General features: G+C 63.7%; 14 protein-coding genes. 11 read left to right on the top strand and 3 right to left on the bottom strand.

Features of this window, described 5'->3' with window-relative positions; genetic code table 11:
• Nucleotides 1–86 precede the first annotated feature (86 nt).
• From X728_RS160545 to X728_RS160530, 4 genes are all read left to right on the top strand, one after another.
• Complete coding sequence (locus X728_RS160545; RefSeq protein ID WP_023673065.1) at nucleotides 87–374, top strand: DUF3175 domain-containing protein; 288 nt, start codon at nucleotides 87–89, stop codon at nucleotides 372–374.
• 208 nt (nucleotides 375–582) lie between these two features.
• Complete coding sequence (iolE, locus tag X728_RS160540) at nucleotides 583–1494, top strand: myo-inosose-2 dehydratase (protein ID WP_023752959.1); 912 nt, start codon at nucleotides 583–585, stop codon at nucleotides 1492–1494.
• Between the two features lie 214 nt (nucleotides 1495–1708).
• Nucleotides 1709–1915, top strand: a complete 207-nt coding sequence (locus tag X728_RS160535; protein WP_023705614.1) for a LacI family DNA-binding transcriptional regulator — start codon at nucleotides 1709–1711, stop codon at nucleotides 1913–1915.
• 1 nt (nucleotide 1916) lies between these two features.
• Nucleotides 1917–3383, top strand: coding sequence for a PLP-dependent aminotransferase family protein (locus X728_RS160530; RefSeq protein ID WP_023829210.1), 1467 nt, complete (start codon nucleotides 1917–1919; stop codon nucleotides 3381–3383).
• Nucleotides 3384–3404: 21 nt separating this feature from the next.
• On the opposite strand, the gene X728_RS160525 is transcribed toward X728_RS160530, so the two are convergent.
• Nucleotides 3405–4649 (bottom strand): aminotransferase class I/II-fold pyridoxal phosphate-dependent enzyme, encoded by a 1245-nt coding sequence (locus tag X728_RS160525; RefSeq protein ID WP_023752957.1) that lies wholly within the window; start codon nucleotides 4647–4649, stop codon nucleotides 3405–3407.
• On the opposite strand from X728_RS160525, the gene X728_RS0134290 reads away from it, so the two are divergent.
• From X728_RS0134290 to X728_RS160505, 6 genes are all read left to right on the top strand, one after another.
• Nucleotides 4648–5034 (top strand): hypothetical protein, encoded by a 387-nt coding sequence (locus X728_RS0134290; RefSeq protein ID WP_031194894.1) that lies wholly within the window; start codon nucleotides 4648–4650, stop codon nucleotides 5032–5034. The genes X728_RS160525 and X728_RS0134290 overlap by 2 nt on opposite strands.
• Nucleotides 5009–5920 (top strand): polysaccharide deacetylase family protein, encoded by a 912-nt coding sequence (locus X728_RS23835; RefSeq protein WP_023752956.1) that lies wholly within the window; start codon nucleotides 5009–5011, stop codon nucleotides 5918–5920. The genes X728_RS0134290 and X728_RS23835 overlap by 26 nt, the downstream gene beginning before the upstream one ends.
• A gap of 62 nt (nucleotides 5921–5982) precedes the next feature.
• On the top strand, nucleotides 5983–6951 hold the full coding sequence (locus X728_RS160520; RefSeq protein ID WP_023687959.1) for a sugar ABC transporter substrate-binding protein: 969 nt from the start codon (nucleotides 5983–5985) through the stop codon (nucleotides 6949–6951).
• Between the two features lie 82 nt (nucleotides 6952–7033).
• Complete coding sequence (locus tag X728_RS160515; RefSeq protein ID WP_023829208.1) at nucleotides 7034–8224, top strand: ABC transporter permease; 1191 nt, start codon at nucleotides 7034–7036, stop codon at nucleotides 8222–8224.
• Nucleotides 8221–9057 carry an ATP-binding cassette domain-containing protein gene (locus X728_RS160510; protein WP_023712088.1) on the top strand — a complete coding sequence of 279 codons (837 nt, stop codon included), beginning with the start codon at nucleotides 8221–8223 and terminating at the stop codon, nucleotides 9055–9057. The genes X728_RS160515 and X728_RS160510 overlap by 4 nt, the downstream gene beginning before the upstream one ends.
• 33 nt (nucleotides 9058–9090) lie before the next feature.
• Nucleotides 9091–10197 carry a Gfo/Idh/MocA family oxidoreductase gene (locus X728_RS160505; protein WP_023673056.1) on the top strand — a complete coding sequence of 369 codons (1107 nt, stop codon included), beginning with the start codon at nucleotides 9091–9093 and terminating at the stop codon, nucleotides 10195–10197.
• Between the two features lie 149 nt (nucleotides 10198–10346).
• Here X728_RS160505 and X728_RS160500 read toward each other — a convergent pair whose 3' ends face one another.
• Both X728_RS160500 and X728_RS160495 read right to left on the bottom strand, forming a co-directional pair.
• Entirely contained in the window at nucleotides 10347–11123 is a 777-nt protein-coding gene (locus X728_RS160500; protein WP_023725423.1) for a FadR/GntR family transcriptional regulator, read from the bottom strand.
• 118 nt (nucleotides 11124–11241) lie between these two features.
• Nucleotides 11242–12132, bottom strand: a complete 891-nt coding sequence (locus tag X728_RS160495) for an NAD(P)-dependent oxidoreductase (protein ID WP_023712090.1) — start codon at nucleotides 12130–12132, stop codon at nucleotides 11242–11244.
• A 117-nt stretch (nucleotides 12133–12249) separates the two neighbouring features.
• On the opposite strand from X728_RS160495, the gene X728_RS160490 reads away from it, so the two are divergent.
• Complete coding sequence (locus tag X728_RS160490) at nucleotides 12250–13188, top strand: NAD(P)-dependent oxidoreductase (RefSeq protein WP_023682235.1); 939 nt, start codon at nucleotides 12250–12252, stop codon at nucleotides 13186–13188.
• The last annotated feature ends 16 nt before the right edge of the window (nucleotides 13189–13204 follow it).

A 13204-nucleotide genomic window follows, 5' to 3' on the forward strand; every position in this document is an offset into this window, starting at 1 on the left:
CATGATCCGTGGCTCCAGCGGCCCGGCGACTTTCTCGGGAACCGGCGGCGGCCTGCCCGAGTTTTTGCGACAGGAAGGAGTTTGTCATGACCGCGAAAAAGAAATGGTCGGCCGAGGTGACCGAGCACAGCGATGCGATGGACCTCGAGGACCACATCTTCGAAGCCGACGACGCCAGGAAGATCGCGGCCTCGCTCAAGCGCTCGGCCGAGCACAGCGACCGCCGCAAGGCCGAGCCGTTTCAGTCGGCCATGTCGATGCTGAATTTCTACATCAACCGCGCCGGCAAGAACCTGCCGCAGGCGCGCCGGAAAGTGCTCGAGGACGCCAAGGACGAACTGCGCGCGGCCTTCGGAAGGCCGCAGCAGGATTAATGCATGTCGCTCAAAAGTGGCGCCGGTTTTGAGACAACGACATGCAAAGACCTAAGCGCGTCGACTTAGTCCGTTCAAACGGGACGCGCTTTAGCGCTCCCGATTGGCTCTACCAAATTCACCTCAACTGGACCTAGTGACAGGTCCTCTTTCCCCTCAGTTTGCCGGCCTCGGCTTTGTGTTTCCCCGAGCCCTTTGAAGTAGCGGCATGACGGTCAAGATCGGCATCAATCCCATCACCTGGAGCAATGACGATGTTCCCGCACTCGGCGGCGATACGCCGCTCGCGACATGCCTGTCGGAAACCAGGCAGGCCGGCTATCGCGGCACCGAACTCGGCGGCAAATTCCCCAGGCGAAGCGACGAGCTTGGACCGATCCTGTCTTCTTACGGACTGGAGCTCGTCTCCGGCTGGTATGACGGCCGCATTCTGGACCGCACGGTCGACGAGGAATTCGCCGCCCTCACCTCGCATCTGACCCTGCTGCGCGACCTCGGCGCCAAGGTCGTCGTCTATGCCGACACCTCGCGCGGCCGTCATGACGGCATTTTCGCGCCGATCTCACAGCGTCCGCGCCTCGCTGACGGCGAATGGACCGCCTATGGCGAGAAGCTGACCGAACTCGCCGACCGCATGGCTGCCTTCGGCGTCGGCATGGCTTTCCATCACCATATGGGCACCATCGTCGAGAGCGATGACGAGGTCGACAGGCTGATAGCCGCAACCGGCAAGAGCGTCGGCCTGCTGTTCGATACCGGCCATTGTCTGTTCTCAGGCGGCGACCCGGCCTCCCTCCTGAACCGGCATCTCGACCGCATCGTGCATTTCCATTGCAAGGACGTCCGCGCGGCCGTGCTGGAGAAGGCACGGCGCGAGGACATGAGTTTCATGGCGGCAGTGATGGAAGGAATCTTCACTGTGCCCGGCGACGGTTCCGTCGATTTCCTGTCGCTGTTGAAGCCGCTGGCCAAGCGCGGCTTCGAAGGCTGGATCGTCGTCGAGGCCGAGCAGGATCCGGCCAAGGCACACCCCTTGACCTATGCCACGAAAGGTTACGCTTCGCTTCTCAAATCGGCCTGCGCGGCCGGGTTCGACGTCGCGATACGAGACTTGGCCTAACCACCGCCGGGGGGCTGGTGGTTGGGCCGGTTGGGCGCGCGCCTCGGTAGGGGTAGCGACGCGAAAGCGCCCGGCGATCCGCGCCGCCGCCCTCCCTTGGCGGCGCGGATCGCACAGTTCTTGGCATCGAAATTTTTGCCCCCGAGTTGCCGGCCCGGCGTTTCAAGCTTGAGGCTGGCGACGAGGCATGCCTTGATGCGGATGGAGGAGCGACATGGCATTCGAGGCGGCACTCGGCATGGAACGGCTTTGCACCATCCGTGAGATCGCCGAGAAGGCGGAACTCGGCGCGGCAACCGTTCACCGCGCGCTGAAGAACAGCCGTGAGGTCCGTCCCGCAACCAGACGGCTGGTGCTCGAGACCGTTTGCCTGCTTAACGAAGAAAAGATCGCGCGCGCAGCCAGGCTCGTCGGAGACTAGCTTGGCCGACCACATGCGCCTTTCCCTCGACATCATGTCGGTCGACCGCGGCTCGGACGAACCGATGCACCGACAGATCTATGGCGCCCTGCGGCGCTTCATCCTCGACGGCCAGATCCAGCAGAACACGCTGCTACCATCGACACGCTCGCTGGCCGAGGATCTCAAGGTCGGCCGAAACACGGTGATCGCCGCCTACGACCAGCTGCTCGCCGAAGGGTTTATAGAGGCGCGCGCCGGGTCCGGCACCTGGGTGGCGCCGATCCAGCAGAAACGCCCGCCGGCCGCGCTGCGCGCCGGGCTTGCCGCTCCGCAAAAGCTCTCGCGGCGCGGTCAGACCATCGTCAACGGCCCGCAGCCGCCGCGCAATGCCGGTGTCATCAACTTCCATCCCGGCGTGCCGGAAACCGCGTCCTTCCCCTTCACCATCTGGTCGAGCCTTCTGGTGCGCAACGCACGCAGCCGCGACGAGAACTTGCTCGGCTATATCTCCTTTGCCGGCCATCCCGGTCTGCGCCAGGCCATTGCGTCGACCATCAGCCTGTCGCGCGGCATCAACTGCACCGCCGACCAGGTCATCATCGTCACCGGCGCGCAGGCAGCACTCGACCTCGCTTCGCGCGTGCTGATGGACGAAGGCGACCATGTCTGGATGGAGGAGCCCGGCTATCTCGGCGCCAAGAGCGCCTTTCTCGCCAGCGGCGCGCAGCTCGCGCCCTTGAAGGTCGATCGCCACGGTTGGCATCTCGCAGACCCAGAGCTGCCGCCGCCGCGGCTGATCTATGTGACGCCATCCTGCCAGTGGCCGTTCGGCACCATCATGCGCATCGAGGAGCGGCTGCAACTGCTCGACATTGCCGAGCGCCACGGCGCCTGGATCGTCGAGGATGATTATGACGGCGAGTACCGGTACCGTGGCCGGCCGGTACCGGCGCTGCGCGGCCTCGATCACGCCGACCGGGTCGTCTATATCGGCTCCTTCGGCAAGACGCTGATCCCGGCGCTCCGCATCGGCTATCTCATCGTGCCGCGCGAACTGTCGGTCCCCTTCGACCGCGCCGTCTCGATCACCGGCCAGTTCGCGCCGCTGATCCTGCAGGCGACGGTCAACGACTTCATCACGCAAGGCTATTTCGCCACGCATCTGAAACGCATGCGCCGCCTTTATGCGCGCCGGCAAGCCAATTTCGTCAAGCTGTGCCAGGAGCATCTGGCCGAATGGCTGACTGTGACCGAGAACGATTCCGGCATGCAGCTGCTGGCCAGTTTTATCCGACCCTACAAGGACAGCGACGTCGTCGCCGCCGCCGTCAAGGAGGGCCTCGACGTGCAGGGCATCTCGATCAACTACCATTCGAGCGAGCCGGAACACGGCCTGCTGCTCGGCTATGCCGCGATGGACGAACGCCAGATCCTGCGCGCGGTGCTGGCGTTGCGCGCTGCCTTCATGCGGCTGGACCGGCAATAGGCCGATCCAGCGCTGAGCGCTTCAATTCACACTATCGAATTTCTGCAGATCGACGGGCGCTGCCTTGCGCACCTCGACATCGTCCAGCGAGGCATTCTCCAGCGCCACACGGGCCGCCGCATCGATGTTATGGACCATGTCGTCGATGTCGGCGTCGCCATGCGCCGGATTCGTCGCGATCATCACCGTGCGGTTGAGGATGTCGAGAGAACCCTTGCCGAGATCGTCGGCATAGGTCAGCCGCAGGCCCTTGTTTTCCGGCAGCGTGTACGGATTGAGCGCCGGATGATGCGCGCCCTCATGCATCAGCACCTGGTCCCACTGAGTGAAATTGTGGCGGCCGGTCTTGCCGGCAATGACGCTCGGAATGGTCTTCGAAAAAGTCTGCGCCGCCTGTTCGCTGGGCAGCAGATACATCACCTGCGCCGCGCAATCGTCGTCGGGGCTGTTCATCGGCGACGGCGTCAGACCGAGATTGCCGAGATGGCGCGTGCCGGCCAGCACCTTCTTCTTCTCCGCCCGCATCGCCTCGATGATGCCGTCGAGACGGTCGAGCTGGACATTGAGCATTGCACCCATCAATTCCGAGGCGCGCGCGCCGATGCCGGCGAACGGCTTGATGCTGTCGCTGCGGCCCTGCCAGTAGAAGTGGCAGGGGTCGATGGCGCAGCGCGCGCGCTCGGCCACTTTCGGATCGCTGGTGGCGATGCCGCCGCCCTCGCCCGACGTGATGTTCTTGAAGTAGTTGAAGGAGTAGGCGCCGGCATGGCCGATGGAGCCGAGCTTCTTGCCCTCATAGCCGCCGCCAATGCCCTGGCAGACATCTTCCAGCACGAGCAGACCGCGTTTTTTAGCGATGTCCATGATGGCGTTCATGTTGCAGGCCGCACCCCACATATGTACCGGGATGACCGCCTTGGTGCCCGGGCCGACGGCGTCGCGCAGAGCGGCCGGGTCGATGGTCAGGCTCTCGTCGATATCGACAATGACCGGAATGGCGCCGACCGACAGCACTGCTGTGGCGGTCGCCATATAGGTGTGCGCCGGCACCAGCACCTCATCGCCCGGGCCGATGCCGAGGCCGATCAGGCCGGCGGCGAGCCCATAGGTGCCGCTGGCGGCCAGCGCAAAATGCTCGACGCCGAGATGCCTGGCATAGCGGGCCTCGAAGCGGTTGCACTCGCTGTTCTCGCCATAGCGAAACAGCGCACCCGAGCGGATCACCCTGGCAATGGCTTCGATCTCTTCTTCGCCGGCAGTGTACATGGCAAGTCTCCACATCGCTGATGGTATGAAAGCAGTACGCCTGCGGCCGCTGTTTGAAAGAACCACTCCGCTGCGATCGGACCAAGCCATCCTGCTCACGTCGGAGCGGCGTTTAGCGCCGACTGTGGGCATATCGAATGAAATCGACATTCCAGAATGCAGGCCCGCGGAAAAATCGTACCCATCCGAATTCGCTGAAGTGGCCCTGTCGGAAAGCCCGCATTGGGCGTTCCATCGCGTCCAGTTGGGCAAACGGTCGGTTCCATGCAGCACGGGACACACTTTGGAAGACCCTCGAAACCGGGGTGCCGGCAAGATGGTGGCCGGCAAGATGGTGGCCGGCAAGACGGTGGCCGTCCATGACGCGACAGCTCGTCCTGCATGAAGACGATGTCGGCATGTGCCATGGCGCCAACAGCGCCTTCCTCGAACTGACCGCACTGGGCGCCTGCAGCTCCGGCGCCGTGATGGTGCCGTGCCCATGGTTCCCTGAGATGGCCGAAGCGGCAGCCGCCGATCCCCGGCTCGATCTCGGCGTCCACCTGACGCTGAACAGCGAAAAGCAGCACTACAAATGGCGGCCGCTGACGTCGCCGTCGCGCGCGGCCGGCCTGACGGACGAGTTCGGCTATTTCTGGCCCGATGTCGCGACCACCCGCCGCAAGGCAGCACCGCAAGCGGTGGAAACCGAGCTTCGCGCCCAGATCGACACCGCCTACCGCGCCGGCATCGACGTCACTCATCTTGACGCCCATATGGGGGCAGCGCTGTCGCCCGAGTTTTGCGACGTCTACATCAAGCTCGGCCTGGAATATCGCTTGCCGGTGCTGTTGACCAAAACGCTGTCGGCCTATTCGCCCAACGACAATCTGGTTGGCGTCACCGAAGCGGCGTTCCAGCGCGGCGTCACTGAAGCCCGGGCCAAGGGCTTTGTCATCTTCGACGCCGCCATTCAGACGACCTGGGGCCGTCCACGCTCCAAGCCGATAGGGCCCGCCTACAGGGCATTGGTCGAAGGGGTGCGCGAAGGCCTGACCTTCTTTTGCCTGCACTTCAACGCGCCGGGCGAGTTGGAACTCATCGAGCCGCGCTCCGCCTATATCCGCACCGAGGAATACGAACTCTTCCGCGACCAGGCTTTCCGCGACTGGCTCGGCGCGCAGGACATCGACATCATCGGCATGAAGCCGCTGCGCGAGGAGCTTCGTGCACGGCTCGGGGCATCGACACCGGCAAAGGCCCGCAAAGCGGCCACCCGGTCAGCGCCGTAAGCCGATCCGTCGGCCGAGGCGCAAAGAGGGAATTGGAACTGCAACGACAATGGGAGAATGACATGAAGACTGTTCTGAAACTGGCGCTCGGCGCGCTTGTCTCGATGAGTATGCTGGCGGGCGTCGTGCAAGCGGCCGGCCTGAAGGATCCCAAGGATGTCCGCATCACCTTCGTGGTGCATGGCTCGGCCTCCGATCCCTACTGGTCGGTGGTCAAGCGCGGCGTCGACGATGCGGCGGCGCTGACCGGCGCCAAGGTCGAATATTATGCGCCGCAAGTGTTCGACGTGGTCGAGCAGGCCCGCCTGCTCGACGCGGCCATCGCCACCAATCCAGACGGCATCGCCGTCTCCATTGCCGACGCCAATGCGCTTGGTAAATCGGTCAAGGCCGGCCTTGCCGCCAATATTCCGATGGTCGTCCTGGATTCCGGCGAGAAGGAAGGCGCCGAACTCGGCACCTCTCTCTACGTCGGCACAGTCTCCGAATATGATTCCGGCAAGAAGGCCGGCGAGCGGCTGGCCAAGGAAGGCACGCTCAAAGTCGTCTGCATCAACCACGAGGTCGGCAATGTCAGCCTCGACCAGCGCTGCCAGGGGTTGAATGATGGGCTGAAGCCGTCAGGCGGCGGCACCGAAGTGCTTACCGTGTCGCCCGATCCGGCCGACATCCAGCGCCGCACCGAGGCCTATCTGTCGGCGCATCCCGACACCCAGGCCGTCTTCGCGCTCGGCGCCACTGCCGCCAATCCGCTGATCCCGTTCTTCCGGCAGAAGGAATTGTTCGGCAAGATCAAGCTCTACACCTTCGACATCAGCCCCGAAGTCCTGGATTCCGTCGTCGCCGGCGAAATGGGCTTCGGCATGGACGCCCAGCAATATCTGATGGGATACCTGCCGGTGATCTATCTGGTCGAGCATGCCACACATGGCTTCTGGCCGCAGAACAACGCCTACACCGGTCCGCTGTTCATCGACTCGCCCGATAAGGCCAAGGCGATCCTGGCGCTCGCCAAGGACGGCATCCGCTAAGGCAAGACCAAAACGGATCGGGGAGCCGCCATGCGCTCCCCGTCTCTGGTCGAGATTGCGAAGTGAGCGATTGGGGAGCCTAATGGCTGTTGTGGAAGACAAGGCGATACCTCCAGAAGCGCCGGCCCCCGGGGTACTGGGCAAGGACCGTTTCGGCATGACGTCGAAACGGGCTGCCGGCACTGACGAGCGGCTGGCCAGCACCGGCCGGCTGACGCAATGGCTGCGCCGGCCCGAAGCCGGTGCCGCCGGCGGCCTCATCGCCACCGTCATCATCTTCGCCCTGCTGCCGGGTGCGTCGAACCTCTATTCGCTACAGGGGTCGATGACCTTCCTGACGCTGGCAGCCGAACTCGGCATCATCGCCACGGCCGCAGCCCTTCTCATCATCGCCGGCGAGTTCGATCTCTCCGTCGGCTCGATGGTCGGCTTCGCCGGCGTCGTCATCGGACTGACGGTGAAATATTGGGGCTTGCCGCTGTGGGGCGGCATCGCCTGCGCCTTCGCTGTCGCCATCCTCACCGGCTACGTCAACGGCCTGATCGTTGTGAAGACCCGCCTGCCCTCCTTCATCGTGACGCTGGCGTCGCTCTACATCCTGCGCGGCCTGTCGATCGGCATCACCCGCGCCGTCACCGGCCGCACGCAGATCCCCTACATCCTCGACGGCGCGCCGGACCCGGCAACCGCGGGCCTGTTCAACGGCCATCTCCTGACTGGCTTCTTCCAATGGATGGGCACGCAAGGTTGGATCGCCACCCGCACCGACGGCATTCCCTTCGTCGTCGGCATTCCGATGTCGATCGTCTGGTGGCTCGGACTGACAGCGCTTGCCGGCTATGTCTTGACCCAGACCAAATACGGCAACTGGATCTTCGCCACCGGCGGCGACCTCAATGCCGCCCGCAATGTCGGCGTGCCGGTCGACCGGGTTAAGATCGCGCTGTTCATCTACACCGCCTGTGCCGCGACCTTGCTTGCCACCATCCAGGTGATGGAGGCCGGCTCCGCCGACACCACGCGCGGCCTGCTCAAGGAATTCGAGGCGATCATCGCCGCGGTCATCGGCGGCGTGCTGCTCACCGGCGGCTACGGCACCGTCTATGGCGTGCTGTTCGGCGCGCTGATCTTCGGCCTGGTGCAGATGGGCATCTTCTACACCGGCATCGACACCGACTGGTTCAAGGTCTTCCTCGGCATCGTCATCTTGATGGCCGTGCTCGTCAACAACTACATCCGCCTCAAGGCGCTCGGACGCGGAGGTGGCAAATGACCTATCCAAACCCATCCCCGGCCATCCAGCCAGCCATGGAATTGCGTGGTGTATCGGTCAATTTCGGCTCGGTGCGCGCGCTGCAGGATATCGACATCAAGGTCTATCCCGGCGAGGTGCACTGCTTGCTGGGCGACAACGGCGCCGGCAAGTCGACGCTGATCAAGGTTCTGTCGGGCGTGCACCGGCCGACCAAGGGCGAGATTTTCGTCGACGGCAAGCCCGTCACGTTCCGCAGCCCGCGCGACGCGCAGGACCTCGGCGTCGCGACGGTCTTCCAGGACCTCGGCATGATCTCGCTGATGTCGATCACGCGCAACTTCTTCCTCGGCCGCGAGCCGACCAGAAGCCGCCTGCCCTTCTCGCGCTTCGACAAGGAGCGCGCCAACACAATTGCCCGCCAGGCGATGGCCGATATCGGCATCGACGTGCGCGACCCGACGCAGGCCGTCGGCACGCTGTCGGGCGGCGAGCGCCAGTCGGTGGCGATCGCACGCGCCGTGCATTTCGGCGCCAAGGTGCTGATTTTGGACGAACCGACCTCGGCGCTCGGCGTGCATCAGGCGGCGATGGTGCTGAAATTCATCATCGAGGCGCGCATGCGCGGCCTGGCCGTGATCTTCATCAGCCACAACATCCACCACGCCTACCCTGTCGGTGACACTTTCACGCTGCTCAACCGCGGCCGCAATCGCGGTACATACGCCAAGTCCGAGATCTCGCGCGACGAGGTGATTTCCATCATGTCGGGCGGCGAGGATTTGAAGGCGGTGGAAGCTGAGATTGCCGGGCTGTTGGCGCAGATCGGCAACCGGCCGGCCGCCGCACCCTGAGCCTGGAACACTTTTGCAGAGAGTATTAACAGCATGAGCAGGATACGCGTCGGCGTCATCGGCGCCGGCATGATTTCGCAGGTCGAGCATATTCCAAACCTGTTGCGGCTCGGCGACCTGTTCGAACTGGTCGGCGTTGCCGACCCGTCAAGGATTTCGCGGGAATATGTCAGCGAAATTCACGGCATCGCCAATTTCGAAACGCCGGAGCAACTGTTCGGCCAGAAGCTCGACGCCGTCGTCATCGGCTCGCCCGACCCGCTGCATCACGAGCAGGTACTGGCCGCACTCGGGCGCGGCCTGCATGTCTTCTGCGAAAAGCCGCTCTGCTATTCCCCGGCGGAAATCGCCGAGATCATCGCCGCGCGCGACAAGGCCGGCAAGGTCATGCAGGTCGGCTATATGAAGCGCTTCGATCCGAGCTACCGGCTGGCGCTGGCCTCGCTGCCCGGCACGGCAAAGACGTTGCGGTCCGTCTCGGTCGAGGTCAACGATCCCGATGCCTGGCCGTTCATCGCCCACCAGCGCTACAAGCGCGGCAACGACATTCCCGAGGAGCTGATTGCCGCCGCGCAAGCCAGGCAGAAACAACAGGTCGAGCGCGCCATCGGCCAGCCCATGACCGATCTGGCTTTCCGTGGGTTTACCGGCGCTTACAGCTCCGCCTTGATTCACGATGTGAATGCCGTGCACGGCCTGCTCGACGCGCTCAGCGTGCCGGAGGGCGAGGTTGTCGGCGCGCAGATCTTCGCCAATGGCGATGGCGGCCAGGGCGCGGTAAAACTGCTCGACGGCCAGGCGCTGTGGACGATGACGCATCTCACCGTGCCGAAGCTCGCCGACTACAAGGAACGCATCACGCTCTTCTTCGACGATGCCAGCCTTGAGCTCGAATTCCCCTCGCCCTGGCTCAACCATCATCCGACCCGGCTGACTGTGAAGACCTCGGACGGCCACACACTGTCGACAAGGGATCTGCGTGCCGGCTACGGCGAAGCCTTCGTCGAGGAACTGCGCGGCTTCTGGGGTGCGATCGTCAATGGCGACGAGGTGGTCAACCGCCCCGAGCACGCCGCCCGCGACCAGGCGCTGCTGGTCGCGCTGACCAGGCAGCACCTGGCCACTTCGCAGGCCGGCTGAGCGCTCGCAGGATGTGTTGAGATTCAGGTCAGGCCGCGCCGAAAACGTTGGATTTCGAGAACCGGAGCGGAGCGTACTTAAGTAAGTGAGCACCGGAAGCGCAGAAAGCCGGCGTTTGCAGGCCGGCCTCACCTGAATATCAGCATATCCTACCGGGTGTTGATGACGCCGTCGGTATTGGCGAGCAGCTTGCGCACCGCGTTGCGGGCCGCCTCCGGCCGCTGCAGGCGGATGGCCTTCTCGATCGCCTCGTGCAGTTGCTGTGCATGCTGCAGATCGTCGAGTTCGCGCGTCGTATAGGTGAACAGATGATCGAAGGCGGATTCGATCAGCACGCCGAGCGGCACCAGCAGATCGTTGCCGGAGGCGCGCAGGATGGCCAGATGGAAACGCGTATCGGCGCGCGTGCGCTCCTGCAGGCTCGGCGCCTCGCCCATCTCGCGGCAGGCCTGGCTGATCTCGGCCATCTGCTCTTCGGTGCGTCGCATGGCGGCGAAGGCAGTCGCTTCCGGCTCGATGATATGGCGGAATTCCTGCACCGTCTTCAGGAACACCTCACGGTCGGGCGCGGTCGCGTACCAGGCGAGCACATCGCGATCGAGCAGGTTCCAGCGCTCCCTGGGCTCCACCCAGCTGCCGATCTTGGGGCGCGATGCCAGAAGGCTTTTGGCCATCAGCATCTTGATCGCCTCACGCACCGCCGAGCGGCTGACGTTGAAGGTTTCGGACCATTTGGCTTCATTGGGCAGGATGGTGCCCGGCGGATAGTCGCCGCGCACGATCCGAAGCCCGATTTCGCTGGCCAGTGACGCATGCACGCTGGTGCCGGGCATCCGGGTCGCGTCAGCCCGGCGAAGGGCCGCCGGGCGCTCGGCGGATGCCCCCTTTTCAGGCTTCGTTCCCTTATTCGGCTTTCCGTCCCTCATGCGTCCACAAAGTCCGGATTTCGAAAGCTGTCAAGCAGAGTGCCGGGCGCAGACGGCAAAGCCTGCGCCTGTGCACAGATCAGGTTACAACCTTGCCCCAAAGCCCAATTTGCCAGTCCTATTTGACGTATTTGCGCCAGCTGTGCTCGGGACGGAAGCCGAGCATGTCCCTGGCCTTGCGGTTGGAAAGCAGCGTTTCATATTCGCCGAGCTTCGTCTTGACCGGCACGTCGGGATAAAACCGCTTCAACAGTTCCGCTGTCGGCAGGTCGGACGAGGTGTCGTCATTGGCGGCGTTGAACACCTGGAAGCCGAGCCCGTCCGTTTCAACGGCGCGCAGCGCGATCTGGCCGAGATCGCGCGCGTCGACATAGCTCCAGGCGATGCGCTTGCGAAAGCCCGGATCGGCAAACCACTTCGGAAACAGCGAATATTCGTGCGGCTCGATGACGTTGCCGATGCGCAACGCATAGATATCGGTGCCGTTGCGCTGCGCAAAGGCGCGCGCCGTGTGCTCGTTGACGACCTTGGACAGAGCATAGCTGTCCATCGGATCGACGTCGTATTCTTCATCGAGGGGAAAATATTTGGGGTCGCGCGGTTCATTGGCGAACACCACGCCGTAGGTGGTCTCGCTGGACGCGATCACCACCTTGGGGATGCCAAGCTTCACCGCCGCCTCGATGACGTTGTAGGTGCCCATCGCATTGATGCGGAACACCTCATTGTCGGTCGTGATCATGATGCGCGGTATGGCGGCGAAGTGCACCACGGCATCGACCGGCTGCGGGCGCAGCGACGGGTCGAATTCGTGCAGACCCATATAGCTCGACAGCGCGTTGAACACCTGGCCGCTGTCGGTGATGTCGGTGATCAGCGTGCGTACCTTGGGATTGTCGAGCGGCCTGGTGTCGATGTTGAGCACCTGGCAGCCCTGTTCGACCAGATATTGCACGACATGGCGACCGGCCTTGCCGCTGCCGCCGGTGAACATGATCCGCTTCGTCATTTTCGTCTCCAATGCCTAGGATTTCCGTGTATTGTCAGACAATATGGCATTCCGCAACCACCCTCGCCCGCCAGACGGCGGCGCCCACTATCAATCATCGCAACAGGACTTCAAGACATGACCACGACCGCCGCGAGCGAAAAGATCGGCTTTATCGGCCTTGGCCTGATGGGGCACGGCATTGCCAAGAACATCGTGGACAAGGGCTATGGCCTGACCTTCCTCGGCCGCAAGAACCGCAAGCCGGCGGAAGACTTGGCTGGCCGCGGTGCGAAGGAAGTGGCCACCTCGCGTGAGGTGGCAGCGGCATCCGATATCGTCTTCATCTGCGTCACCGGCTCGCGCGAGGTCGAAGCCATCATCCGTGGCCCCGGCGGCCTCAAGGAGGGCCTGAAAAGAGGCTCGGTTGTCGTCGACTGCTCGACCGCCGATCCGGTCTCGACGGTAGCGCTGGCGGCGGAACTGAAGGAGATCGGCGTCGACTTCGTCGATGCACCGCTCAGCCGCACCCCGAAGGAAGCCTGGGAAGGCACGCTCGACGCCATGGTCGGCGCGCCCGACGCGCTGTTTGCCCGTGTGAAGCCGGTCATCGAAACCTGGGCCGGCCGCATCGTCCATATTGGCGATACCGGTGACGGCCACCGCATGAAGCTGCTCAACAACTTCATCTCGCTGGGCTATGCCGCGATCTATTCCGAGGCGCTGGCGCTGGCCGAGAAGGTCGGCATCTCGCCACCGCGTTTCGACAGCGTCATCCGCAACGGCCGCATGGATTGCGGCTTCTACCAGACCTTCATGCGCTGGACGCTGGAGGGCGACCGCGACGCGCATAAATTCACCATCGCCAACGCCTTCAAGGACCTGACCTATCTGGAATCGATGGCGGGTGCGGCCGGCATCGCCAACCCGCTCGGCAACGCCACCAAGAACTCCTTCGCCGGTGCCCATGCCACTGGCCCGGCCGAGCAATTCGTGCCGATGCTGGCGACATATATCGGCAAGGTCAACGGCGTCGACCTGATGCCCAGCAAGGATGGCAAGAAGCAGACGATTTGAGGTGGCGAAAAGCCTG

Origin of the sequence: Mesorhizobium sp. L103C119B0, assembly GCF_000502235.1 — a bacterium.
Lineage (GTDB): Bacteria > Pseudomonadota > Alphaproteobacteria > Rhizobiales > Rhizobiaceae > Mesorhizobium.

Bases quoted from the DNA above. Each gene is read 5' to 3' on its own strand.
- X728_RS160545 (WP_023673065.1), top strand. From the start codon at position 87: ATGACCGCGAAAAAGAAATGGTCGGCCGAGGTGACCGAGCACAGCGAT.
- iolE (WP_023752959.1), top strand. From the start codon at position 583: ATGACGGTCAAGATCGGCATCAATCCCATCACCTGGAGCAATGACGAT.
- X728_RS160535 (WP_023705614.1), top strand. From the start codon at position 1,709: ATGGCATTCGAGGCGGCACTCGGCATGGAACGGCTTTGCACCATCCGT.
- X728_RS0134290 (WP_031194894.1), top strand. From the start codon at position 4,648: ATGGCAAGTCTCCACATCGCTGATGGTATGAAAGCAGTACGCCTGCGG.
- X728_RS160525 (WP_023752957.1), bottom strand. From the start codon at position 4,649: ATGTACACTGCCGGCGAAGAAGAGATCGAAGCCATTGCCAGGGTGATC.
- X728_RS23835 (WP_023752956.1), top strand. From the start codon at position 5,009: ATGACGCGACAGCTCGTCCTGCATGAAGACGATGTCGGCATGTGCCAT.
- X728_RS160520 (WP_023687959.1), top strand. From the start codon at position 5,983: ATGAAGACTGTTCTGAAACTGGCGCTCGGCGCGCTTGTCTCGATGAGT.
- X728_RS160515 (WP_023829208.1), top strand. From the start codon at position 7,034: ATGGCTGTTGTGGAAGACAAGGCGATACCTCCAGAAGCGCCGGCCCCC.
- X728_RS160510 (WP_023712088.1), top strand. From the start codon at position 8,221: ATGACCTATCCAAACCCATCCCCGGCCATCCAGCCAGCCATGGAATTG.
- X728_RS160505 (WP_023673056.1), top strand. From the start codon at position 9,091: ATGAGCAGGATACGCGTCGGCGTCATCGGCGCCGGCATGATTTCGCAG.
- X728_RS160500 (WP_023725423.1), bottom strand. From the start codon at position 11,123: ATGAGGGACGGAAAGCCGAATAAGGGAACGAAGCCTGAAAAGGGGGCA.
- X728_RS160495 (WP_023712090.1), bottom strand. From the start codon at position 12,132: ATGACGAAGCGGATCATGTTCACCGGCGGCAGCGGCAAGGCCGGTCGC.
- X728_RS160490 (WP_023682235.1), top strand. From the start codon at position 12,250: ATGACCACGACCGCCGCGAGCGAAAAGATCGGCTTTATCGGCCTTGGC.